The 24010-nt window shown below is 34.3% G+C and carries 23 protein-coding genes and 1 tRNA gene; 9 read left to right on the forward strand and 15 right to left on the reverse strand.

All coding sequences use genetic code 11. The annotated features are described in order from the left end of the window. Positions 1 to 1819 (forward strand): monovalent cation:proton antiporter-2 (CPA2) family protein (locus GOQ24_RS09670; RefSeq protein WP_160339580.1); only part of this gene is annotated, 1819 nt, incomplete at its 5' end. Between the two features lie 182 nt (positions 1820 to 2001). Here GOQ24_RS09670 and GOQ24_RS09675 read toward each other — a convergent pair. Then, complete coding sequence (locus GOQ24_RS09675; protein WP_160339588.1) at positions 2002 to 4089, reverse strand: site-specific recombinase; 2088 nt, start codon at positions 4087 to 4089, stop codon at positions 2002 to 2004. Between the two features lie 100 nt (positions 4090 to 4189). Here GOQ24_RS09675 and GOQ24_RS09680 point away from each other — a divergent pair, with 100 nt between their 5' ends. Next, entirely contained in the window at positions 4190 to 4660 is a 471-nt protein-coding gene (locus GOQ24_RS09680) for a CYTH domain-containing protein (protein WP_160339581.1), read from the forward strand. A 349-nt stretch (positions 4661 to 5009) separates the two neighbouring features. On the opposite strand, the gene GOQ24_RS09685 is transcribed toward GOQ24_RS09680, so the two are convergent. Continuing rightward, the gene (locus tag GOQ24_RS09685) at positions 5010 to 5498 is read right to left on the reverse strand and encodes a septal ring lytic transglycosylase RlpA family protein (RefSeq protein ID WP_155091608.1); all 489 of its coding nucleotides are present in this window, start codon (positions 5496 to 5498) and stop codon (positions 5010 to 5012) included. Between the two features lie 186 nt (positions 5499 to 5684). After that, the gene (locus GOQ24_RS09690) at positions 5685 to 6140 is read right to left on the reverse strand and encodes a hypothetical protein (protein ID WP_155091609.1); all 456 of its coding nucleotides are present in this window, start codon (positions 6138 to 6140) and stop codon (positions 5685 to 5687) included. Positions 6141 to 6637: 497 nt separating this feature from the next. Between GOQ24_RS09690 and GOQ24_RS09695 the strand changes: the two genes are divergently transcribed. Together GOQ24_RS09695 and GOQ24_RS09700 are read left to right on the forward strand one after the other, a co-directional pair. After that, positions 6638 to 7237 (forward strand): ATP-binding cassette domain-containing protein, encoded by a 600-nt coding sequence (locus GOQ24_RS09695; RefSeq protein ID WP_155091610.1) that lies wholly within the window; start codon positions 6638 to 6640, stop codon positions 7235 to 7237. 771 nt (positions 7238 to 8008) lie between these two features. After that, a complete protein-coding gene (locus GOQ24_RS09700; protein WP_155091611.1) occupies positions 8009 to 8956 on the forward strand; it encodes an SIMPL domain-containing protein in 948 nt (315 codons plus the stop codon). Positions 8957 to 9078: 122 nt separating this feature from the next. Here GOQ24_RS09700 and GOQ24_RS09705 read toward each other — a convergent pair whose 3' ends face one another. Beyond that, positions 9079 to 9507 carry a thioredoxin family protein gene (locus tag GOQ24_RS09705; protein WP_230381498.1) on the reverse strand — a complete coding sequence of 143 codons (429 nt, stop codon included), beginning with the start codon at positions 9505 to 9507 and terminating at the stop codon, positions 9079 to 9081. Positions 9508 to 9544: 37 nt separating this feature from the next. Further along, on the reverse strand, positions 9545 to 11797 hold the full coding sequence (locus GOQ24_RS09710) for a TonB-dependent receptor (protein ID WP_160339582.1): 2253 nt from the start codon (positions 11795 to 11797) through the stop codon (positions 9545 to 9547). A 105-nt stretch (positions 11798 to 11902) separates the two neighbouring features. On the opposite strand from GOQ24_RS09710, the gene GOQ24_RS09715 reads away from it, so the two are divergent. Then, positions 11903 to 12559, forward strand: coding sequence for a metal-dependent transcriptional regulator (locus GOQ24_RS09715; protein WP_155091614.1), 657 nt, complete (start codon positions 11903 to 11905; stop codon positions 12557 to 12559). A 30-nt stretch (positions 12560 to 12589) separates the two neighbouring features. On the opposite strand, the gene GOQ24_RS09720 is transcribed toward GOQ24_RS09715, so the two are convergent. After that, positions 12590 to 13525, reverse strand: coding sequence for a siderophore ABC transporter substrate-binding protein (locus GOQ24_RS09720; protein WP_155091615.1), 936 nt, complete (start codon positions 13523 to 13525; stop codon positions 12590 to 12592). A 161-nt stretch (positions 13526 to 13686) separates the two neighbouring features. Here GOQ24_RS09720 and GOQ24_RS09725 point away from each other — a divergent pair, with 161 nt between their 5' ends. The 3 genes from GOQ24_RS09725 (at position 13687) to aspS (ending at position 17795) form a co-directional block, all read left to right on the forward strand. Then, positions 13687 to 14757: an NADH:flavin oxidoreductase/NADH oxidase gene (locus tag GOQ24_RS09725; protein ID WP_155091616.1), complete on the forward strand. Its 1071-nt coding sequence runs from the start codon at positions 13687 to 13689 to the stop codon at positions 14755 to 14757. A 33-nt stretch (positions 14758 to 14790) separates the two neighbouring features. Then, positions 14791 to 15951: an MFS transporter gene (locus GOQ24_RS09730; RefSeq protein ID WP_155091617.1), complete on the forward strand. Its 1161-nt coding sequence runs from the start codon at positions 14791 to 14793 to the stop codon at positions 15949 to 15951. 86 nt (positions 15952 to 16037) lie between these two features. Next, positions 16038 to 17795: an aspartate--tRNA ligase gene (gene aspS, locus GOQ24_RS09735; RefSeq protein ID WP_155091618.1), complete on the forward strand. Its 1758-nt coding sequence runs from the start codon at positions 16038 to 16040 to the stop codon at positions 17793 to 17795. A 55-nt stretch (positions 17796 to 17850) separates the two neighbouring features. Here aspS and pth read toward each other — a convergent pair whose 3' ends face one another. The 3 genes from pth to GOQ24_RS09750 form a co-directional block, all read right to left on the reverse strand. Then, a complete protein-coding gene (gene pth, locus GOQ24_RS09740; protein ID WP_155091619.1) occupies positions 17851 to 18417 on the reverse strand; it encodes an aminoacyl-tRNA hydrolase in 567 nt (188 codons plus the stop codon). A 137-nt stretch (positions 18418 to 18554) separates the two neighbouring features. After that, positions 18555 to 19160, reverse strand: coding sequence for a 50S ribosomal protein L25/general stress protein Ctc (locus tag GOQ24_RS09745; RefSeq protein WP_155091620.1), 606 nt, complete (start codon positions 19158 to 19160; stop codon positions 18555 to 18557). 33 nt (positions 19161 to 19193) lie between these two features. Beyond that, entirely contained in the window at positions 19194 to 20135 is a 942-nt protein-coding gene (locus tag GOQ24_RS09750) for a ribose-phosphate pyrophosphokinase (RefSeq protein ID WP_155091621.1), read from the reverse strand. A gap of 159 nt (positions 20136 to 20294) precedes the next feature. On the opposite strand from GOQ24_RS09750, the gene GOQ24_RS09755 reads away from it, so the two are divergent. Beyond that, positions 20295 to 20374: transfer RNA gene (locus tag GOQ24_RS09755), tRNA-Leu, on the forward strand. A gap of 133 nt (positions 20375 to 20507) precedes the next feature. Here GOQ24_RS09755 and GOQ24_RS09760 read toward each other — a convergent pair. The 6 genes from GOQ24_RS09760 to GOQ24_RS09785 all read right to left on the reverse strand — a co-directional run. Then, entirely contained in the window at positions 20508 to 21020 is a 513-nt protein-coding gene (locus GOQ24_RS09760) for a hypothetical protein (protein ID WP_160339583.1), read from the reverse strand. Positions 21021 to 21038: 18 nt separating this feature from the next. Then, entirely contained in the window at positions 21039 to 21497 is a 459-nt protein-coding gene (locus GOQ24_RS09765; protein WP_160339584.1) for a hypothetical protein, read from the reverse strand. 196 nt (positions 21498 to 21693) lie between these two features. Next, a complete protein-coding gene (locus tag GOQ24_RS09770; RefSeq protein WP_063175081.1) occupies positions 21694 to 22905 on the reverse strand; it encodes a hypothetical protein in 1212 nt (403 codons plus the stop codon). 101 nt (positions 22906 to 23006) lie between these two features. After that, a complete protein-coding gene (locus GOQ24_RS09775) occupies positions 23007 to 23408 on the reverse strand; it encodes a hypothetical protein (protein WP_160339585.1) in 402 nt (133 codons plus the stop codon). Between the two features lie 3 nt (positions 23409 to 23411). Next, on the reverse strand, positions 23412 to 23690 hold the full coding sequence (locus GOQ24_RS09780; RefSeq protein WP_160339586.1) for a helix-turn-helix domain-containing protein: 279 nt from the start codon (positions 23688 to 23690) through the stop codon (positions 23412 to 23414). Between the two features lie 80 nt (positions 23691 to 23770). Then, the coding region (locus tag GOQ24_RS09785) for a hypothetical protein (RefSeq protein ID WP_160339587.1) at positions 23771 to 24010 on the reverse strand (240 nt) is incomplete at its 5' end.

A 24010-nucleotide genomic window follows, 5' to 3' on the forward strand; every position in this document is an offset into this window, starting at 1 on the left:
TCTATTTGCTGCTGTAATCTGTGTACTTATCTCAAAGAAATTAGGTATGGGGTCTGTCTTAGGATACCTATTTGCAGGAGTATTAATCGGCCCTTTTGTTTTGCAATTTGTCGGAAAAGACGGTGCTGATATTATGCATGCAACTGAGTTTGGAGTAGTTATGATGTTATTCCTTGTGGGATTAGAATTAGACCCAAAGGAGTTCTGGAAAATAAAAAATGAAATTATTGGTTTAGGTACTGCTCAGCTTGTTGGAACCACAACAATTGTAACAGCCATAGCACATTGGGGGTTAAATATGACTTTAGGAACCTCTCTGACGCTTGGGTTTATTATAACCATGTCTTCTACCGCGATCATCTTACAAACAATATCTGAACGAGGTTTAAACCAATCCAACGCAGGTAAATCGAGTTTTGCCGTATTACTGTTTCAGGATATAGCTGTTATCCCAATGATGGCAATTATTCCCTTATTAGCAGTATCAGCCAAAACGCCAATAGAAACCGGAACGGGTAGCTGGTTAGATGGAGCTCCTGTGTTTATGAAGACCTTAGCGATATTAGGTGCGATTTCTATTATTTTCCTTGTTGGAAATTATATTGTTAATCCATTGTTCAAATCAGTAGGTAGACTCAAAATTAGAGAGATATACACAGCCTCTGCTTTACTTTTAGTTATTGGGGTTGCAATATTGATGCAAGCGGTAGGACTTTCTCCTGCCTTAGGAGCTTTTATAGCAGGTATTGTACTGGCAAATAATCCTTACAAACACCAATTAGAAAGTGACATAGAACCTTTCAAAGCACTGCTTCTGGGTATTTTCTTTATTGCTGTTGGTTCGACAATCAACTTTGATATCATTGTCAATGAGCCTTTAATCATCTTAGCATTATTAGTCAGTGTGATGTCCATCAAAGCGATTGTATTACTCGCAATCGGTAAATGGAAAAAATTCCCTAAAGATCAGTCCTTCTTATTCGCTATTCTACTTTCTCAAATAGGAGAATTTGCCTTTGTAATTTTGGCTTTGGCCAAAACAATCAACTTAGTAAATCAACAGTGGTACGACTATATGTTAGCTACTACAGCTCTATCAATGGTCGTTACACCAATCTTACTCCTTTTAAACGAAAAGTGGATTGCCCCTTATCTTGGGTTAACACCGTCAACTAAGGAAAGTCAAGAATACGATGACTTAACACATATCAGTGCAGAAAAGAAAATTGTAATTGCTGGATTTGGAGATTTTGGAAATACAATAGGACGATTATTACAAGCAAATGACATACCTACATTAGTACTCGACAATGATGCTGAAAGAGTTGATCACTTGCGCAAGCTTGGCTTTAATGTTTACTATGGAGACGCAACGTCCATTAACATCTTGAAATCTATTGGACTTGATCAAGCAGATTATGTGATTGCCGCTATGGATCCTCCTGAAGTTAATCAGCAACTTGTAGAGGTCATCCGCAAGAATTTTCCAAATGTCGAAATAATCGTACGCGCCAAAAATAGAAAGAATGCATACGAATACTTACAAGACGGCTTAACTGAAGTATATAGAGAAACCTTCTTTACAGCGGTATACGTCGGAGCGGTAATGCTTGAAAAACTTGGCTTTAGTCACGAAGAAGCAAGGCAACAAAGCGAATTATTTATCAATAGCGATAGAAAGTCCCTGAGAAAATTAGCAAAGAATATCCACAACTTAGAGGACTATATAAATGTCTCGAGAATTGAATTTGCTGAACAATCAGAACTTCTAAAACAGAAACTATCTGAGAAAAGAAATAACCCAAAGAACAATTCATAATGAATAAACAGCCCTATTGATTGATAGGGCTGTTTTATTTACATAAACCCCCATCATACAAGAGTTTAACTTTGCTCTTATAAAGAAGATCTCTTGTCAATACTCCATAAAAAAAGCAGTGATATTCTCTATGAAGAGTATCACTGCATTATCTTTATATGCGAATAGATATTAATTATATCCTATTTCTTGTCTTTCTGTATGTCTGTATCACTTTTCCCTGTTAAGTTGTTCGGATTCTCAACAACACCAGAAGAAGTCGGCAAGAAAAACTCCATTGGAAAACTCTTAAAGTGTCTCCAGGTAACACGAGCAAGGTCTTTTGTTTCCTTAAAGGGAATATTACGCGAACGGAAGGCTAATAACAAGGACAAGCTAAAACTTACCATGAAGTTCATAAATCCAATCAGCCACATTCCTATAAAAGCCCATACAAGCATTTCAACTGGCGCAGCAAAACCAGATCCATAAAGACCTAAAGCAATATTACCACTCACAAAGGTAATGTGGCGAATGTCAATTCCCAATCCTAAAAAAGCACCAATAGTACCACAAGTACCCATAAAGACTCCAAACCAAACGTTAGATACCATACCAGGCCACTTAGTATCTACCCAGTTTGCCAACTTAGCAGTACGTTTTGGTCCAAGATTTCTCTTCAACCAAGGGTGTTCTTGAATGCGGTAAAGTACTTTATTGTGTTTGTTTCTATTGGAAACATTTCCAGAAATAATACCCGATAAAAATAAGAAGATACCAGCAATACCAGCGTGAAATAAGGCTCTCGAAGCAAACGGATCTGTATCGACAAGCATCTTAGTCCACTCCTCTTGAGTACCCACAATATTCACTCCAAACAATTGGTCTATCCCCCATATTAAAAACAATGCAACTGGAAAAGCCAAAATTACGTTTCCTACAAAAGCGATAAACTGAGAGCGAAACAAACGCGCAAATAATTTAGCAAAACCAAGGTGTTTGTCATCGCTATCGATATGTTGTTTTCTACCATCTTCAATAGCCTTAATAATCGTTGCGGCAGTCATTGCTGGCTGCTTTGTAGCTAAAGTAAAACCGAGTAAATAAATAAGACAGAAACCAAATGCATAATTCAAACTATATAGCATCGCTTCACCGAAATTACTAACATCTGCATGGTGAGCAAATACTTTGAAAATACACAAGAATCCTACGACAATTCCGGCTCCCATTGACCCTCTAAACATGTGCCAATACTCCCTCGGAGAATTAGTAATATAGTGCTCTCCTGTCTTAGCTGTATGCTGCGTTATTTCATAAGAAATCAATTGGGTACTCTCTTTTATCAGCCCTGTTACATTGTACTTATAACAGTTATACTTCACCAACCTCCTTGCCAACTCGATAGTATTGGTTTGTCTTTCTACCACAACATCTTCCTTCACTACTAACAGAGAAATCAATACATACACACGTTGCAATTGCTGACGAAGACGCAACAAGCTTTGATTTACTTTAATTGAGATACCGTACTTAGAGCTATTCTTGAATGCCTGATTGACAAATTCCTGACACTGTTTATGTAAAATCAGAATCTGCTTATAGCTCATGTCACTCTCATGCAGAACCTTAATCTCGTCGTTTAGGAAAGCCTCTAATACACTGCTAAACTCGATTTCCAAAGCCCTAAAAGGACTTTCTAAATGGGAGTACTCCGGCACCATATTGATTATATAGCTCTCCATAGCACGTCCACTCATCCTTTGAGTAATAATATCAATAGAATTTAGCAACTCGTTTAAGACTGTTCCCTCTTTATTACTGACAAATAAATCGTTGAACTCAAGTAATCCGAACAATTCCAACAACTGTTCTACGGGAATCATATCTACCCATTCTGCATCGGTATGCTTATAGAAAACTTGATTCAACACATATTCGTAAGTTCCTTTCTCAGGCTGATATGGAAGTACTTTTGCCCACAAACGCTTTTTTACCTCACTAAAAAATTCAGAATCTTGTAGAATCCCTGCATCCGAAACCATTCGGCTGAAATAGCGATTAGACAATAACTCTTTAAGATAAACAGAAATAGCAGCACGTTCGGTATCGTGTGTTTTTAAATATGAAACTAATGCATCAATGGATACACGTTTTATTTTCTTTACATTTTTAGGTCTAAAAATATGAACTAAATCAACGATAAAAAGTAAGTCGTCAGTAGCGTATACCTTCCCGTCTATCACATATTTATTAAACAATTCTTCAACTCCATGAGGAGATTGTAACATGTGTCTTAACTTCATTCGAATAAATTTTCTTCGTTTTAAAACAGCTTTTAAATTTAATCATTGTAATTTGGCATAAAATTACATTTTATTCTGAATAATCATGATTGAAATAGAAAGAAAATTTTTAGTGAAATCTGAGAAGTTTATCTCAAAAAGTTTTAAAAAAACACAAATAACTCAAGGATATTTGAATTCAGATTCAAATAGAACAGTTAGGGTACGTTTAAAAGATCATCAAGCTTATATAACTGTAAAAGGCAAGTCAAATGAAGCTGGTACAAAAAGATTTGAATGGGAAAAAGAAATCAATTATGAAGAAGCAGTTCAGTTACTCAAACTTTGTGAGGATTACATCATTGACAAAACGAGATACTTGGTAGAGTATGAAGGTCATCTATTTGAAGTTGATATCTTTCACGGAGATAATGAAGGACTCATTATAGCTGAAATAGAATTAACTACAGAAAATGAAAAGTTTGAAAAACCAGATTGGTTAGGTGTAGAAGTTACTGGTGATATCCGTTACTACAATTCGTATATCTCGAATACTCCTTTTAAACAGTGGAAATAAAATCGAAAAGAAAAGGACAACCAGAAGAAATATTCAAAGTACAGTGTTATAAAACCTACTGTAACTAACTGAATCATTCTTCCCTAAAAAAGAGTAAATGACGTAGCACGTCAAACTTGTATTACAGCATATAATGATCGATAGGAATTGTCAGAGAGTGCATCTGAACAAGAGTCCCAATACGCGGTAGATATACTCAAATTGTGGATTTTTTCCACACAAAAACCCCCTCGATTACCCTATAAAAACAATTCCATATTCAAGATATAGTATTGTCTTTTTTACGGATACTTCAATATGTATAATTGAAAATTTACTCTTGTAAAGTTCTTTATAGTTGAACAGGTGATTAGTCCTCTGCTTCGATAAGTCGCTCTATCTTCACATCGAGAACACCACTATTCAAATTGTCAGCTAAATCTAAGAAAGCCTTTTTAGACAAGTCAATACTCCTCCCCTTAACAAAAGGACCTCGATCAGTAATAGTCAATATAACAGAGCGCTGATTGTTGATATTTGTAACCTTTACTTTTGTACCAAAAGGCAATGTTTTATGAGCAGCTGTATACTCTTGATTATTAAAAACTGCACCACTTGCCGTTTTTCTACCAGTAAATTTATCGTGATAATAAGATGCTTTTGTTTCTTCGTTGATTAGTTCATAATCATCTTCATCTTCAATAGCTACAACTATAGAATCATCATCAACAGCAAGTGTGTCACTCACAGGATAAGCTGAAATTACTCTTGTTGTATGTGGTTTGAAAATATAATCTCCACTTGTAAAGCTGAATAAAATAAAAGTAAAAAGTACTAATAAATAAACACTCTTTTTCATCGTTTGTAAAGTTTCTAACTTCGATATATAGGCAACTTATATACCAAAACTAAAAAAGTTTAAAAAGCTCTTGTTTATTCACTCGTACAAATATCTCTCCCCAAACGAGTACTCCACTATTTTTGGAATGGTCAAAAACAAAAAAAGGAATCTAAAAATAGATTCCTTTATATATTGTATTTCTAATTATCCAAAGATACTTGGCAACCAATTTGACCAAGGGATTCTCGATAAAATTAAGATCAATCCGATTGTATAGAAAATTGTAAATTTCTTAAACTTACTGTTGTCGTCAGTCGCTTTTTTGTGTTTAGACCATCCAATAGTAATCAAAACGATTGCTAAGATATTAATCATTGGGTGCTCAATTCCATAAAGTCTCAATGCTGAGTTCTTCATTACTTCTCCCATACTGCCATTCAATGTGTGAACCATTGGAGATACAAAGTATAAGATTAATCCTAACAATAATTGAATATGAGTAAAGATTAAAGCAAATAATCCAAACTTCTTATCCTTATCTGTAAACTGTCTTTTAGCTGATGCGCCAGCGAAAGCATTAATAATAGCAATAGCTAAAAATATAATAGCCAAATATGCTACTCCAGAGTGTGCCTGTTTAATAATTGTACTGAATTCCATATTGATGTTATTAGTTTAGAGGCAAATATACTTAAAACTATCAAATACCAACGGACACAATGAAGTTTTACTATTAATTTACCCACTAACTAAAACATAACCTTTATTGCTAAACATAAAGTACTCAAACCTCTAATCTACTAAATCAGACTTTAGATTGACTAAAATTTTCTTAATTTGTACTTGGTGTGATAAAAAAGGTTAACTTACTATTTACAAACCAAACAATTACATACTTATGAAAAGCAGAATCACAGTTCCATGGAGAGATGTGTTTTCTATATTAATCTTAAACATTGCCCTGAGTATAGCGATGCGAAATGTCTTATTTTTCTTTATTCCTATCATCACAATAGGTCTATACAGTTTATATTTCATAGCATTCAGAAAAAATGAACTGATCTACCATCGAAATAATAAAATGCCCATTCTAAAAAGTCTAATACTGCTAACGTTAGGCTGTGCAGTCTTCACCTACTTTATTCAATACTTGTTCAATGTCATATAACCATACTCTACACGTTGATAGCCTCCAGTACACCATTGACAATAAAACTATATTAAATGGCATATACTTCACTGCTGTAACAGGTGATGTAGTCAGTATTAGTGGACGAAATGGAACTGGCAAAAGCACGCTGATGAAAATTATGTTTGGAATACTCAAAGCAGATCATTCATACATCCGAGTGGATCATACAGTCATAACTAATAGATATAATCTCAATCAATACTTCAGTTATAAACCGCAATTCAATATCTTTCCAAAACACTTAAGAGTAAAAGAAGTTCTAAAATCAAACGATACTGATCTAACTCCCATACAACCTTTTATAAACTCAAAAATAAAAGACTTATCCAAAGGTGAGCAACAATTAATACAAACACTTTACATTCTAAATCTACCCCAGCCGATCTGTTTATTAGATGAGCCTTTTGCTGGGTTATCACCTATTCTACAAGAATTTATAGCTCATCGCATAAAAGAAAAAGCAAGAGATAAGATTATCATCGTCACGGACCATAACACAGAATTAGTAAGCGAAATATTGACGAAAAATTTAATTCTTGAAAATGGTATCCTAAAAGAGTTGTAAACACAACAATCCCATAAAATCACTCCTAATATCCCCTAAGGATAAGCAATATTATGTTGCGAAAAAATTTACAATAAGATAAACACTTCAAACTTACAGAAGAAGCCTTGATAGGATCCTTCTATGACATAATCCCTAAGTGATACCATAAAGTTCGCATAGTGGTCGCATGTTTTTGGCTATAAATAATGCGACCACTATGCGATCACTATGCGACCACAAGCCGACCACCCCCTAAAATCAATGTCTCGTTCTATGTCTCGTCCTAATATAGCTGTACAGTTATTGTTTATAATCCTGCTTTTAACTGTACATTTGGTTTTCTAATCCTATTATAACTATACAAATTCTTGTCGTACGTTTTTTTCGTATAGTAGGTCTTCCTTCTCATAACGAAAATGACACGCTGTAGACCTGCCTGCAGTAAATCGCTCGTACAACCCTAACTCCCCAGTCGAATATACAACTCCAATAGCTGCTATTGACACTTGTGATTCTAATCACAAACAAACCTATTCAGATCATCCATAGTTGTATCAAGTTCTCTTAGTTGCCGTAAAACTAAATTCAATAGAACAAACTGCTAAACCTAATGGTGTTACCTCAATACGTTAAATTCTTCCTTGATTAGCACAAACTCATTTAATGACCAATCCCATTCGATTTTTAAAATAAAACAGAAATAAATAAATTATTATTAAAAATTTAAAAACAAACCATTACTAACAGATATAGACAACAAAAAAATATCATATTAACAAATAAAATAACATGAAGAAAATTTACTTATTACTACTACTTAGTTCAACATTTGTGCAAGCTCAAGTAGCAGGAAACGCACTTTACTCGAATGGAAGTTCAAACTACACTTACACGAATTACTCTTCAATATCCAAAATCGACAAGATTCTAAACCTAACAGTTAGTGGAAAAGCAAATGTAAAAGCAGATGCCTTTATTGCCATTTTTGCTCTAAAGCAAACAGGTAAAAACATTGAAGAAACTGTTACCTTAATGGATAATAAACTAAAATCTATCACGCAAAATCTCTCACAAATACCAAAAGTTGAAACGCAAATCGACATGATCTCCTTGGTACCCCTATACGAATACGAAATAGAGAAAAAGGTCTTTAAGAAAAATGATTATAACGAAGTACCTATTGGTTTTGAACTTTGCAAGAACATTCATATTAAATATTGCAATGCAAACGACATTGATCATATCGTTCGAAAACTGGCTGAAGAAGACATCTATGATTTAGTAAAAGTCAATTACTTTTCGAGCAAAATAGATAGTATAAAGAGAGAACTTCAATCAAAAGCAGAACAAGTACTTTTAGATAAAATAAAACATCACGAAACGGTATTAAACACCACGTTTAATAACCAACAAAAATTTATTAAAAGTAATTATATAGATACCTATCCAAGCAATAGTTATCATGCTTATTCTGCCTTTAGTAGCCCAAGTCTAACAACTAAACAGAGTAGCAACAACAATGTGAATCAACAAACAAAGAGTATCACGAGATATTATAATTCATTTAGCGATGCTAACTTTGACTTTGTGATCGGACAAGCTCTATCAGAACCAAGTATTCAGATAATTTACGAAATCACAATGGCCATAGACTTGGAACTAAAAAAGAATAAGCTTGACCCCCAAGAAATAAAAGTTTTAACTCCCAATGGAGATCTAAAAACCATACAATTGTAGCTAAAGGCAAATAATAAAATGGTTTAATGTAAGGAGTAATAGATTTACCTCTATAATAGAAATAGCTCAATCTGTCAATAAGCAGATTGAGCTATTTCATATTGTGATAACGATAAAGCTATTTATAATAATTCAAGTAACTTAGACAGATCATCTGGACGAATATAAGCATTGTGCTCATATACTTTTTCGAGTTTTTCATTCAAAAAGATGAGGGCGGGATAAGCCTCTTTTCCACTTAGTAAATTTGCTAAATCGTGAACTCCCCCATTTATACCTTTCTTTCTAAACGAATACGTTTGATTGTGAAAAACGATATCCTCTTCCTGTTCTGCATCAAATGAAATAAAATAGAAATCGCTATTCAATTTACTAACTACTTCTTCATTCTTAAATGTTTTCCTCTCCATCAAAGTACAATAACTACACCACTTGGTGTGTAAAAAAATGACCACAGGCTTTGGATCATTCTTCAGAACCTCCTCCACTTGAGAAATTAGTATCTCTTTGGGTTGAGCAAAAGCTGCTAACCCAAAGAAATAACTAAACATAAAAAAAAGAATACATCTCATCGTAAATTACAACTAACTAAAATATATTATATCGAACTCCTAAGAAACCTCTGATTCCCTGTAGTGGAGTATAACTGTAATCATTAGGTTCAAAAATGACATCATTGCGCCCATTTGGCGGTGTCACGCCATTACCAGGCTCTCCAAATGGATCCCACCATCTTGCAATAGGATCTTCTTTTGGCAATACGTTAAATAAGTTCTTTACACCTCCATAAACTTCCAAACCATTGTTAAACTTCTTACTTACCTGAACATTAGTCAAGACAGTCCAAGGTGAATACTCAGGTCTATAGTCATCTTCAACTCTTGGCAATCTCATTGGCCCTTTCCAGTCCCCAGTTAAATCAGCACTAAATCCATTTCCAAAATTGTAGCTTGCTATAAAATTACCTGACCATTTTGGCGCGTGATAGATTTGTTCGCGTTCTCCGTCTTCCTTGCGGTAAACATCCATATAAGTTACCCCTGCCATTAATTTCAATGGTATATCAAAAGTCATGTCTACGTTTAGAGATACTCCTTGTGAAATTGCATGTCCATCGAGATTCGCATATATAATTTTAGTTTGATCTGTATCAGTATCTGCATCAATTTTATTCGTAAAATAGGTATAGAAACCATTCACATCAAAATTGAATACTCCAAAATTAGTAGGCAACTTGAATGTATAGTTCAAATTGGCATTATACGATTCTTCAGGGTCTAACTTTTCAGCAAAGACAACTTCTCTTGCCCCTGTTAAGGCTCTGTGATCTTCAGTAAATACATTTACAACGCGAAAACCTGTACCAAAACTACCTCTTAATGTATGATGTGGATGTGGCGTATACTTATATCCAACCCTTGGTGAGTGAATGCCATAATGCGTTTTATCATAGTCAAAACGATAACCTAACAAAACCTTGTTCTTTTTGTTTAAAGTCCATTCATCCTGAATAAAAATACCAGGTATCGGTGTCTCTTGTGGCTGATTCTTTACCAAACCATTTTCATCATAAATTCCAGTTGCTCGAGTATTGTCATCATAATAAGTGTACTTAAATGATCCTCCTACTAATAGACTGTGATTTCCAATCTCTTTATCCCAATAAGCTTGAGCAAAAGCCACTTGTTGTTTTGCATCGTATGATTCAGGACCATACATCGAATTTTGTCCGTGATAGATATAAGAGAACTGTGTATAGATCTTTTCAGTTGTCGGCAATTGATACATACCAATTGCTTCAAATCGGTTCGTAAAGATGCTTTCAGCATACACTTCTTCACCTCCTCTGTGTTTCTTGCGATCCCAGTTTGTCTCTCCTCCCCATCTATCTTCATATACGTAACGCAAAGCTAAACTTGCCACTTTATTCTCTGGACGCTTAAGCGTAAACTTATTAAATACAGATACTCTTTCTTGTTGAGTAACATCAGTAAAACCATCGTTGTTCTTATCTTTTCGCTCTCCGAACTTAAAGTAGTTACCTCCAAACAAACCATTTACTTTCTTTCCTAACTTATAGCTTGCTCCTAAATCTACATTGTTCTCTAACCAAGTAGTACTAAAGGCATCTACGCTTAATTTAGCAGCGTGCTCAGGATCTTTGGTAATTACATTGATAATACCACCCATAGCTTCTGTTCCATAAAGCGAAGAAGCAGGTCCTTTAACAACCTCTACTCGCTCAATCAAACTCGTCGGAATACCGAATAAACCATATACTGTTGACAAAGAAGAAACAATCGGCATCCCATCTATCAAAATCATTGTATATGGACCTTCCATCCCGTTAATGTGGATATCACCCGTATTACATACATTACAGTTTAACTGAGGCTGTACACCATTAATCATCTGAACAGCGTCAAATAAACTTGCTGTTGGGTTCTTAGCAAAAAAAGCGGGATTGTAAATCTCTACTGGTACTACGGCATCCGATTTTAAAACAGGCTTTAAAGTTCCCGAAATAACAATCTCATCTAAATTAGAATCTTCTTTCAATTCAAAATTGACAGTTACATCTTGTCCGTTCTTAATGTTGACGCGCTTGTACTGTTTCTGATAACCAACAAATTCAGCACTAACTTGATAGGCTCCATCTTTGAGATGACTCAAAACAAAGTTCCCATTCTCATCTGCTGTCACACCACTTGCTGTGCCATCAATGGCTACAGTGGCATAAGGCAAACTCGCCCCCCCAGAAGCTACTCTTCCTTTAATGTTTTGTGCTATTGAGGAACCAACAAAAAACAGGGTTGACAAAAAACATATTGCTACACGCATAAAAATATATTTTTACTTATATTAATTAAAATTTAGGCAAAGCTAAAAATATATTTATAAATAAAAAAAATGTAACTTTGTTTTTTTAAAATAAAACACGCGATTATGCTTACATATTCTGAGGAAAATTATTTGAAAACCATATTCCACCTGTCTTTGGGACAGCAACAAGGTATTTCAACTAATGCAATAGCTGCTAAAATCGAAACTAAAGCGTCCTCTGTAACAGATATGATCAAAAAACTTAATGAAAAAAAGTTAATTAAGTATCAAAAATACCAAGGGGTAACACTCACTGCAGAAGGATTATTAGCTGCAAAGATGATTGTTCGCAAACACCGACTATGGGAGGTTTTCTTAGTCGATAAACTTGGTTTCAGTTGGGATGAAGTCCACGATGTCGCTGAGGAGTTAGAACATATAAAGTCCGAAAAGCTGATTAATAAACTCGATGCATTTTTAGAATATCCAACACAAGATCCACATGGAGATCCAATTCCAAACGCTAAAGGAGAAATAAAACAAGTTGATAAAAAGTTATTATCAGAAGTAGAAACGAATAAAATAGTTATCTGCGTAGGAGTAAAAGATTCATCTTCAGAGTTTTTGCAATATTTGGATAAACAAAAAATATCCTTAGGTTCAAAAATAGAAATAACAGACATCGAACCATTTGACCAATCCTACACGGTCAAAATAGATAATCACAATATTACTATAACAAAGAAAATAGCAAGTAATCTATTTGTAAAAGAACAATAAAAAAAGCCTCTAAATAGAGGCTTTTCTTTATTATTTGTAGGCATTTTCAATCTCGTCTAACATAATGTTCAATGAGATATAACCCCCTCCTGCTAAATACCAAGCGTTTGGATCTAAGTATACGATCTTGCCATTTTTGTATGCATTTGTCTTTTGAATAAGAACGTTTTCAACCTCTTTCTTCTCAGCAATTTGATTATCCATAACAGCACCGCGATCGATAATAAAGATGATATCAGGGTTTTGTTCCAAAATAAACTCACTTGAAACTACATTACCGTGGTCACTACCTCCTTCAATTCCTTCTGCTGAAGGCTTTACACCAAGGTGCTTAAAAATATAACCGTAACGAGACTCAGGATCAAAAACACTGTAATTCTTATTGTTGTATAAAATCAACATCGCCTTTTCACTGCGGTCTTTGATAGCGTTGTGAATACGCGCAACTTTGTCGTCAATATTCTTAATCAAAAGCTCAGCTTTCTCTTCAACTTGGAAAACTTGACCTATCGTAGCAATATTCTCTTTTGTACTTGCTAAATAATTACTTCCAGAAATCCCTAAAGAAATCGTAGGAGCGATCTTAGCGTACTCACTGTAATCCTTGTCAAACCAGTTACTCATGATGATTAAATCAGGATCAACTGAACTGATTTTTTCAAAATTAGGTTGCATAAAAGAGCCTACATTGACAATATTGTCATCTTCTGCGTACTTAGAAAGGTAGTTAGGACTGTAAACTTTAGCCATACCCTTGAACGGAAGACCAAGTTCAACCATATTCTCCATTGCACCAACGTCAAATACTACAACATTGTCCAATTTCTTGTCAAATGAAATAGATCTACCCATATTCTCAACCGTTAACGTCTCTGTAGATTGAGATTCCTTATTCGTCTGCTTACAACTAGTCAAAACAATAGCCATCAAAGCTACACTTCCAAGTAGCCTAACACAATTTCTCATACTTTAATTTAAATTAATTATAAATAACAAATATAAGGCACCTTTTTCACAACGAATCACATAAAACAGATTTTTGTAAAATAAAATCACTTTTTAGGACAAAAGACCTTCTATTCCAAGAATGAATTAATAATTTTGCACCACCAAACAACACACAACTTATGAAAACTTTATTTACTCCTTTAAAACTAAGGGACAATACTTTACGCAATAAAATAATTGTTTCCCCAATGTGTCAATATTCAGCAATAGATGGTTTTGCGACAGATTGGCACTTAGTACACTATGGACAGTTTGCGATAGGGCAAGTAGGCGCTATTATCCAAGAAGCAACAGCTATCTGCCCAGAAGGAAGAATTACCTATGGAGATTTAGGCTTATGGTCAGATCACCAAATTGATAAACTCAAACAAATAACAACTTTCATCAAGTCACAAGGAACAGTTCCAGGCATACAACTTGCCCATGCAGGAAGAAAGGCAAGCTGTGAAAAACCGTGGATAAGTAGAGCACAAATCAGCGCAAATGAAGAAAATGGCTGGCAAACGGTAGCTCCGTCAACAATTCCATTTAACGTAGATGAAAATCCGCCATTAGCCCTGTCTTTAAGTGAGATAAAGAAAGTTGTAACAGATTTTAAAGCAAGTGCTATAAGAGCAGTAGCAGCAGGTTACAAAATAATTGAATTACACGGAGCTCACGGATATTTAATACATCAGTTTCTATCTCCTCTCACCAATCACCGAACAGATCAATATGGAGGAAGCTTCGAAAACAGAACGCGATTAGTAGTCGAAATTATAAAGGAAGTAAAGTCAGTATTGACAACCGAAAGCTTGTGGTTGAGAATATCAGCTACAGATTGGGCAGAAGGAGGCTGGTCGTTGGATGAGAGTATTAAGCTTTCAGAAATAGTATCTCAATTAGGAGTAGAACTTATTGATGTTAGTTCGGGAGGATTGGTAAAACACCAATCCATTGACATCAAACCAAATTACCAAATACCATTTGCTCAGGCGATCAAACAACAAGCTAATATTCTTGTTGGGGCTGTTGGCCTAATAAAAACAGGTAAACAAGCCGATGAGATTTTAGCAAACAATCAAGCAGATTGTATTCTCTTAGGAAGACCCTTTTTAAGAGATCCCCATTTTGTAATGAAAGCGGCTCTCGAATTAGGTGTCGATTTACAATGGGCAAACCAATATGAAAGAGGAAAAGAAACAATATAATATTTATACAAAATTAAAACTCAACAAAAGAAAATGAACAAAAGTTTAATAGCATTAGCAGTAGGTGGATTAGCCATCGGAATGACCGAATTCTCAATGATGGGCTTATTACCTGATATCGCTAATGACTTAAAGATAAGCATCCCAAAAGCGGGTAACTTCATATCTACATACGCTTTAGGTGTGGTGGTAGGAGCTCCACTCTTAGTGATGTCATCCAATAAGTATGCACCACATAAAGTATTAATGTCTTTAATGGTCATGTTTTCAGTTTTTCACCTATTATTTGTAATCTCTCCAAGTTATACAACATTAATCATATCGAGATTTATGTCAGGATTACCTCATGGAGCATTCTTTGGTGTTGGATCAGTTGTGGCTACGCGCTTGGCAAAGAAAGGGAAGGAAGCACAAGCTGTAGCAATCATGTTTGCAGGATTAACTACAGCGAATTTAGTTGGTGTACCATTGAGTACGTATATTGGACACGAGTACTCTTGGCGTACAGCTTATATGTTAATTGCTTCTCTGGGTATAATATCAGCGTTGACAATAGCTGCTTGGGTTCCGAAATTAGAAGCAGATAAAGAGACCAACTTAAAAAAGCAAACAGCTTTCTTTAAAACTCCAATAGCGTGGGTATTAGTTGCTTTAATCTCTATTGGTACTGGAGGTTTATTCGCGTGGATAAGCTATATCGCGCCGATGATGACCAACATTGCCCTGATTGCAGAAGCAAAAATACCTATAGTAATGACTTTAGTAGGATTAGGAATGTTCTTAGGAAACTTTGTAGGAGGAAAATTAGCAGATACTTTCCCTCCAGCAAAAGCAGTAATCTTTTCCTTCTGTGCAATGGCGATTTGTTTGATTATCGTATATTACACAGTTCACATTCAATGGATGGCTTACGCTATGTCATTAATAACAGGATTAGTTGCTTTCACAATAGGATCTCCTTTGCAAATGCTATTAATAAACAATGCCAAAGGATCTGAAATGTTAGCTGCCTCAGCAGGACAAGCTTCTTTCAATATAGGAAATGCTTTGGGAGCATCCTTAGGAGGAATACCAATCACAATGGGATTAGGATACAATTCTCCAGAATGGGTTGGAGCAGGACTTGCTTTATGCGGAGCGATATTAGCCTATATCTTTATCCTAATGAAAAACAAGCAAATAGCAAAATCTTAGAAATTAATAAAATCTATGTATAATGTCTTAGCTTTTATTCTCTCATTCACAATAAGTTTATAAATTTGTAGAAATAATTTTTAGCAATGTACAGAACGCATAATTGCGGAGCCTTAAGAGCTTCGGATATAAATACAGAAGTTACCCTGTCAGGATGGGTAAGCAAGCATCGCGATAAAGGTTTTATGATTTGGGTTGACTTACGTGACCGTTATGGTATCACACAGTTAATCTTTGATGCTGAGAGAACTGATAAAGCAGTATTTGAAGCAGCTAAAAACCTTGGGAGAGAGTTTGTCATTCAAGTTAAAGGACAAGTAATTGAACGTGCTTCTAAAAATCCTAATATTCCAACTGGAGATATAGAAATTTTAGTAAATACACTAACTGTATTAAACGAATCAGCAGTACCACCATTTACAATTGAAGATGATACTGATGGAGGGGAAGATATTCGCATGAAATACCGTTACTTGGATATCCGTAGAAACCCAGTTAAAAACAATTTATTGTTTAGACACAAGGTTGCTCAAGAGGTAAGAAATTATCTTTCTGCTCAAGATTTTTGTGAGGTAGAAACTCCATATTTAATTAGTTCTACTCCAGAGGGAGCTCGTGACTTTGTAGTTCCATCTCGAATGAACGCAGGGCAATTCTACGCGCTTCCACAATCTCCACAGACTTTTAAACAGCTGTTAATGGTAGGTGGTATGGATAGATACTTCCAAATTGTGAAGTGTTTCCGCGACGAGGACTTACGCGCTGATAGACAACCTGAGTTTACTCAAATTGACTGTGAGATGGCATTCGTAAGCCAAGAAGACGTTATGGATACATTTGAAGGCATGACAAGACACTTGTTGAAATCAATTCACGGAATTGAAGTGGATAAGTTTCCTCGTATGACTTTTGAAGAAGCAATGCGAAAATATGGTAACGACAAACCAGATATCCGTTTTGGGATGGAATTTGGTGAGTTAAATGCTGTAGCTCAACATAAAGAATTTGGAGTATTTAACAGTGCTGAATTAGTAGTTGGTATAGCTGTACCAGGTGCAGCTTCGTATACTCGTAAAGAAATAGATGCTCTTATTGATTGGGTAAAACGCCCACAAGTAGGTGCTTCTGGTATGGTGTACTGTAAATGTGAAGCAGATGGTTCATTTAAGTCTTCAGTAGATAAATTCTACGATCAAGAAGACCTGAAAAATTGGGCTGAAGTTACTGGTGCTAAAGCTGGTGATTTGATTTTAGTGCTTTCTGGACCTGCTAACAAAACAAGAGCTCAATTAAGTGCTCTGCGCATGGAATTAGGAAACCGCATGGGATTGAGAAAATCTGATGAGTTTGCTCCTTTATGGGTTATCGACTTCCCATTATTTGAGTACGATGAAGAAGCTGGTCGCTATTTTGCAATGCACCACCCATTTACTTCACCAAAAGTAGAAGATATTCCATTATTAGATACTGACCCAGGTAAAGTACGTGCTAATGCTTATGACATGGTATTAAACGGTAACGAAATTGGAGGTGGTTCTATTCGTATCCACGATAAAGCTACTCAAGAATTAATGTTTAAACACCTTGGATTCACGAAAGAAGAAGCTGAAAAACAATTCGGATTCTTAATGAATGCATTCCAATATGGAGCACCACCTCATGGAGGTTTAGCTTTTGGTTTAGATAGATTAGTGGCTATCTTAGGAGGGCAAGAAACGATTAGAGATTTTATCGCTTTCCCAAAAAATAATTCAGGTAGGGACGTAATGATAGACGCACCAGCGACGATTACGCCAGAACAATTAGAAGAATTACACATCACTGTGGTACAACCACAAGAATAAATACAAAAGGGAATTACTCAAAAAGTAACTCCCTTTTATTATATAATCAAAATAACTATTTTCCATTGTAATTATTCATAGCATTGCCTAATCCTCCTAAAGCAAACTCTTGTATCGCTTTAGAAGCCATTTTAAGCCTCTCTGGAAGAAGTTCTTTCTCCTCATCACTCCAAGTACCTAAAACATAATCTACTTGCTGTCCCTTCTTAAATTCATCGCTTATTCCAAATCTAAAACGAGGATAAGCAGCAGAGTTTAAAATACCTTGAATACTCTTTAATCCATTGTGGCCTCCATCAGATCCCTTAGGTTTGATTCGAATAGTTCCAAATGCCAAATTCAAGTCATCTGTTACAACCATTAAGTTTTCGATTGGAATCTTTTCCTTCTCTAACCAATACTGAACAGCTTTACCACTGAGATTCATATAAGTATTCGGTTTCAGTAACAAAAGGGTTCTCCCCTTAATTTTGACTTCTGCAAGGCTGCCAAGTTTAACGGTTTTCCATTCTCCATCAAGTTCATTAGCAATTTCATCAACTACTTTAAACCCTATATTATGTCTGGTGTGTATATACTCTACACCAATATTGCCTAACCCAACAATCAAAAACTTTTTCATTTGATTAATCTTTCTTAAATAATAGAATGTCACAAAAATACATCAAACACTTATTTCACACAAATCATAAATTACAATCACAAAAAAAGCGCTTGTATAAATACAAGCGCTTATCAATATGTTTCTCTCGAAAGAAATTATTTTTTCTTTGGAGTAGCTTTTGCTGCTTTTGCTGCTTCTTGAGCTGCTTTCATTGCTGCACGAGAAATTCTTACTTGACAGATAACAGTGTTATCAGCGTGTAATAATTTATAGTTCTCAGTAGCTACATCAGTAACGTATAATTTGTTACCCATGTCTAAGTTAGAGATATTAACCTCTACGAAGTCAGGTAAATTAGCAGGTAAAGCTTTAACTTTCAACTTACGTAAGTTTAAGTTTAAAACACCTCCAGCCATAACACCTTTAGATTTTCCAGTGATTTTCACAGGAACATCTAATGTGATTTCTTTATCATCGTGTAATTTATAAAAATCGATGTGTAAGATTTCATCAGTTACTGGGTGAAATTGGATATCTTGTAAAATAGCATTGATTGTTTTACCTTCCAACTCAATTACAACAGTGTGTACGTTTGGAGTATAAACCAAGTTTTTAAATGCTTTTTCTTCTGCTGCAAAATGCACAGCTGGTTCAGTTCCTCCGTATACTACGCAAGGTACCATTCCAGCATTACGTAAGGTTTTAGTAGAAACTTTACCTACGCTTTCTCTTTCTGATCCTTTAATTGTAATTGATTTCATTTAAAATATATATTTAAAAAATTAATAAATTTCTTAGACTACAAATGTTTTGCTAATTGACTCATTAGCGTGAACATTGTGCATCACTTCTGCAAATAACGGTGCACAACTAAGCACTCTAATCTTCTCACATGGCTTTTTCAAAGGGATTGAATCCGTAACAATTAGTTCCTTAATTGCAGATTGCTCAATCTTTTCATATGCACTTCCAGATAGAATTGCATGTGTACAGATTGCACGCACACTTAAAGCTCCTTTCTCCATCATCATATCTGCTGCCTTAGCTAATGTTCCTCCTGTATCAATCATGTCGTCAACCAAAATAACATTACGCCCTGTTACATCACCTATCAACTCCATTTTATCAATGACATTTGCTTGTTTACGCTGTTTATAACAGATAACAACATCTGATGATAAAAACTTAGAGTAAGCATATGCTCTTTTTGAACCACCCATATCAGGAGATGCAATAGTAAGATTCTCTAACCCTAAACTTTTTACATAGGGTAAAAAGATTGTAGAAGCATATAAATGATCTACAGGTTTCTCAAAGAATCCCTGGATTTGATCCGCATGCAAATCCATTGTCATGATACGCGTTGCTCCAGCTGATTCAAGCAATTTCGCAACTAATTTAGCGCCAATCGGAACCCTTGGTTTGTCTTTTCTATCCTGTCTTGCCCAACCGAAATAAGGTATAACAGCAGTTATATGTCTTGCTGATGCTCTTTTTGCTGCATCACACATAAGTAACAACTCCATCAGATTATCCGATGAAGGAAAAGTAGAACATACTAGAAAAACTCTTCTTCCTCTTATTGATTCTTCAAAAGATGGTTGAAACTCCCCATCACTATAATGTGATAAAGAAACTTTTCCAAGTTCACACCCATACTCTTTCGCAATTTTCTCAGCAAGCTCAACGCTTTGAGAACAGGCGAAAATCTTTGCTTCTGGTTCGAAATATGACATTTGTATAATTAGTTGTTATGTTGCTAGTTAGAGCCTAAGTTGTTTTTTTAGGCGTTGCAAATTTATAAAATATATATTGACTACACGATTTTTTTTAAAAAATTTCTTTGTAACTAATTTTTTTTATCTACATTTGCACTCACAAACAATAAGTCATCAGCCCGGATGGCGGAATTGGTAGACGCGCACGACTCAAACTCGTGTTCTTCGGAGTGTGGGTTCGATTCCCACTCCGGGCACAAAAACCCTAATTACTAAGTAGTTAGGGTTTTTTATTTGCTTTTTAGTCAACCATTAGTCAACATCTTTCCTTTTAATATTCCATTGACAACTATTACACATAAAAAAAGAGTGCCTAAACACTCTCTTTCTTTAATATCTATTTTTAACTAACGATAAATATTCTCTTTTTTCCAAACACTGATATTGTTCCATTAGTTTCTGTGCATTTTCTTTACTCACATCTACCCTATAACTCCCTAATGCTGTTGTAATTTGAATACCAACAATTCTCTTATTTTTTAAATCCTCTCTGACAGATTTACCATTAACAATAAAACTCGAAAAACCTTGACAGTTATAAGAAAGTACATTTCCTCTTGATATGCGAGACTCATCTTCAAATAGAACATAAATAAGATTTCCATTCTTTATACACGATTCCGCTTCATTCTTCAAACTAAAATGCATCTGATGATAAGTACCTCTATTATTGCCTCCGACAAAATAAATATCTAAATCCTTTTCTTTAACGACCTCTGTTGATACAAAAGTTTTGCCTGTTAATTTATCATTATTTACAATAACACCACAATCTTGTACTTCTACTTGCCCCATTGATACAATTGTCCATAAAAACAACCCTACACTTGCTATAAATTTCATTTTCTAAATATTTAAAAATTAATAAACTGTTACAGACTCACACGAAACTTTAGTTCCTTCAAACTTAACTGTACATTCAAAATTAGAACGCAACATCGCACCAAAACTATTTTGACTGTCAACCCACGACCTTACAACATATACACCCGAACCATTATAAGTAACACTTTGCTTTTTCTCATTTGAATTTGCAAAGATTGCACTTGAAGGCGATTTTAATTGAGATTTAACACAATCCATTGCATAATTAAATGCAAGTATTTCAGAGTGGTCAACACTTCTATCTTCACTTTCTTTATTAGGAAACTGAGTCAATAGTGCTATTGTTATTATAAAAAAAACTAATGCTAATAAAATATTTCTTAAACATCCTTTGTTTTCTTTTTTATCTTTTGATACAGGATTACCACATTTAGGACAATTAAGAGCCTTATCACTTACTTCTTTATTACATTCAGAACAATTTATTAATGCCATAATTTAAATTTTCAAACAAAAGTATCAAATAATCAGGATATTAAAAAACAAAAAATGCCCGATAAACAGGCATTCATTGAATAATCTTTAAGAGTAATAGGCAATTGTATATCACAAAGGTAAACAATATTAATAAACCTAATATTCCGATACACTATATACGCGTACGCGCGCGCGTAATTGTCTCCGAAAATTATCACACCCCTAATTCTCTTACAATATTGTACTGTTGAGGTATATAATATTTTGAATTTCTAACCCTTGTATTACTTGCTTTATTCCTGATATTATGTGCTATCTCACGTATTTGGACATTCATAGGAGAATTAATCCATTTATAACTCAGGTACTCATTTTTAATTCTATTATATAGGTTAATATCCTTTTCAAAATAGTATCGTAACCCTGAATGTGAAAGCAATAAACTCGCATCTCTTTGCATTGATATATTAACATTAGTTATAATACACTTTTTAGTTAATGATACTACCTTATTTGACTCTATATATAAATGGTCATTTAAGGTAGTTTCCTTAATTAACTCATCTATCTTATACCCTATTAGACTACTTACTTCACTCTGAACATTATTAGAGTATTTGTCAATGGATTTTTTTAATTGCCCTTTATGATACTTATAGTTTTCGTTTGTGCCCTGTATTAAACTATCCCAAAAATTAAGACTATCATATCTTTCAATCTTTAATCTTTCTCTTTCCTTTAAATGGTCAATTTGGGTAGTAAAGTCATAAAACAACACATTATCCCACTCCAATAAAAGTGATTCTTTGAAGTTTAAAAACAATTCTCTCTTTAAATCGTTTAATGAATAGATTCCTATCCTATTTAACTTCTCCATCTTTCTATACTTAATCTCAAATCTCATTAAGTTATCAGGCACATCAGAAAACCTACTCTTAAAGTGTTTTGTTTTATTATATAGTTTAATGTAATATTGAGAATGAACACATTGTTTATAATTCCCCTCTGCATTATGGTATTTACTTTCAAATGACACTTTTCTATGTAGAATTGAATGATTAATAACTTCATCCACTTCATAAGGAACAACAACATTAACACCTATTTCTAAACATCGTAATCGACAATCACAGGCATCTATACTAAATTGACTTTTGAGTAATAAAACCGTTTTAAGGAAATCGTCAATACTAAAGTCATTATAATTATGCTCTCCCTGATTATACAACTTATGCAAACTTCCACTGATAAATATATTACCTGAACTATAAATTTCAAATTTCATATTCTTATAGTATGCAGTCTTTACATTTGAGATAATTTCTCCTGTTGTTGTGTTTACATTCTCAGTAAAATTTAATAGACTATTGCCTTCTAATATGGATTGATATTTAACAGGCAACATCACTTTGATAAAATCAACCATTTTTTATTACATTTGAATTACTAAAATTCTTACAACAATGCTGTAAGGTTTTAAACTGAACAATTGGAAAGAGGTGCGATTAAACACCTCTTTTCTTCTTTTTAGTATTGTTCTATAATTCTCTGTAACATAGTTGAATTATAAGGATAATAAGACCTATAAACGTCTATCCTTAACTGACTATCACTATATACAAAGACTAAAAGATTCTTTTTGCCCTTGTAAACTCTATCCCCATAAAAGACGTTATCTTTCTTAGTAAATCTTAATCCTGTAACTTTCTCACAGGTTCTCCAATTAGTAGTAGTACGCAAACGCAAATACTTATTAAATCCTTTTGCATCTGAAAAACCCCTATAATCTTCAATTCTTAACTCTTCAGTCAGTAAGTTAATACTTTGGAGAGATTGATTAACTATCGTATAAACATCATACGTTTTAACTGAGTGCGTTAGTTCGTAATAATGACTATAAAAATCAGGTAAATTAAAACTCGTATTCATAGACTAATTATTTAAAGGGATTAAACAATTATCTATATCAGCACGTAAGAAGTAAACACGTGCCCCTATTCCGTAAGGTTTTAATTTACCTGACTTACACCAATTATGTACTGTGGAAATATCCACTTTAAACATATCTGCAACCTCCTGACGTGTTAAGTACTCATTGGGTTGTTTAGGTGTTAACTTTTCAAAAAAGGTATTTAATACCTCTTGAACTCCTTTATTGATTTCCTCTTTTAATTGTTGAGGTGTAACCGAAATAAATTGTATTTGACTCATTTAAAATCTTTTATTGATTAATTCTGAGACAAAGTTCAACCTACTTCAATTCCGAAAAATGGCGAATTTTTCCGATTTTTTTAAACCCCTAATTCTTCTTTAACTTTTTGATAAAAATTCAAACGTTCAAACGAGTCAAATTTTTTACTTAACCCCTCATCCCATCTTGAAATTTCTCTTTGAGACGAACTAATAAAATTGTTAGTCAATAACCAATCAACAAACTTAGATTGTTTCATCTTATAAATATAATCCTCTGATAACATCGTATGATATATAAAACTAAAATCTTTATAACAGTCCACTACATACCTATCAGC

This window comes from Myroides sp. LoEW2-1, assembly GCF_009767705.1.
GTDB classification, from domain to species: Bacteria; Bacteroidota; Bacteroidia; order Flavobacteriales; family Flavobacteriaceae; genus Flavobacterium; species Flavobacterium album_A.

What these genes read in the sequence shown, in the direction of transcription:
- GOQ24_RS09675 (WP_160339588.1), bottom strand. Translation starts at nt 4,089, where the DNA reads ATGTTACAATCTCCTCATGGAGTTGAAGAATTGTTTAATAAATATGTG.
- GOQ24_RS09680 (WP_160339581.1), top strand. Translation starts at nt 4,190, where the DNA reads ATGATTGAAATAGAAAGAAAATTTTTAGTGAAATCTGAGAAGTTTATC.
- GOQ24_RS09685 (WP_155091608.1), bottom strand. Translation starts at nt 5,498, where the DNA reads ATGAAAAAGAGTGTTTATTTATTAGTACTTTTTACTTTTATTTTATTC.
- GOQ24_RS09690 (WP_155091609.1), bottom strand. Translation starts at nt 6,140, where the DNA reads ATGGAATTCAGTACAATTATTAAACAGGCACACTCTGGAGTAGCATAT.
- GOQ24_RS09695 (WP_155091610.1), top strand. Translation starts at nt 6,638, where the DNA reads ATGTCATATAACCATACTCTACACGTTGATAGCCTCCAGTACACCATT.
- GOQ24_RS09700 (WP_155091611.1), top strand. Translation starts at nt 8,009, where the DNA reads ATGAAGAAAATTTACTTATTACTACTACTTAGTTCAACATTTGTGCAA.
- GOQ24_RS09705 (WP_230381498.1), bottom strand. Translation starts at nt 9,507, where the DNA reads ATGTTTAGTTATTTCTTTGGGTTAGCAGCTTTTGCTCAACCCAAAGAG.
- GOQ24_RS09710 (WP_160339582.1), bottom strand. Translation starts at nt 11,797, where the DNA reads ATGCGTGTAGCAATATGTTTTTTGTCAACCCTGTTTTTTGTTGGTTCC.
- GOQ24_RS09715 (WP_155091614.1), top strand. Translation starts at nt 11,903, where the DNA reads ATGCTTACATATTCTGAGGAAAATTATTTGAAAACCATATTCCACCTG.
- GOQ24_RS09720 (WP_155091615.1), bottom strand. Translation starts at nt 13,525, where the DNA reads ATGAGAAATTGTGTTAGGCTACTTGGAAGTGTAGCTTTGATGGCTATT.
- GOQ24_RS09725 (WP_155091616.1), top strand. Translation starts at nt 13,687, where the DNA reads ATGAAAACTTTATTTACTCCTTTAAAACTAAGGGACAATACTTTACGC.
- GOQ24_RS09730 (WP_155091617.1), top strand. Translation starts at nt 14,791, where the DNA reads ATGAACAAAAGTTTAATAGCATTAGCAGTAGGTGGATTAGCCATCGGA.
- aspS (WP_155091618.1), top strand. Translation starts at nt 16,038, where the DNA reads ATGTACAGAACGCATAATTGCGGAGCCTTAAGAGCTTCGGATATAAAT.
- pth (WP_155091619.1), bottom strand. Translation starts at nt 18,417, where the DNA reads ATGAAAAAGTTTTTGATTGTTGGGTTAGGCAATATTGGTGTAGAGTAT.
- GOQ24_RS09745 (WP_155091620.1), bottom strand. Translation starts at nt 19,160, where the DNA reads ATGAAATCAATTACAATTAAAGGATCAGAAAGAGAAAGCGTAGGTAAA.
- GOQ24_RS09750 (WP_155091621.1), bottom strand. Translation starts at nt 20,135, where the DNA reads ATGTCATATTTCGAACCAGAAGCAAAGATTTTCGCCTGTTCTCAAAGC.
- GOQ24_RS09760 (WP_160339583.1), bottom strand. Translation starts at nt 21,020, where the DNA reads ATGAAATTTATAGCAAGTGTAGGGTTGTTTTTATGGACAATTGTATCA.
- GOQ24_RS09765 (WP_160339584.1), bottom strand. Translation starts at nt 21,497, where the DNA reads ATGGCATTAATAAATTGTTCTGAATGTAATAAAGAAGTAAGTGATAAG.
- GOQ24_RS09770 (WP_063175081.1), bottom strand. Translation starts at nt 22,905, where the DNA reads ATGGTTGATTTTATCAAAGTGATGTTGCCTGTTAAATATCAATCCATA.
- GOQ24_RS09775 (WP_160339585.1), bottom strand. Translation starts at nt 23,408, where the DNA reads ATGAATACGAGTTTTAATTTACCTGATTTTTATAGTCATTATTACGAA.
- GOQ24_RS09780 (WP_160339586.1), bottom strand. Translation starts at nt 23,690, where the DNA reads ATGAGTCAAATACAATTTATTTCGGTTACACCTCAACAATTAAAAGAG.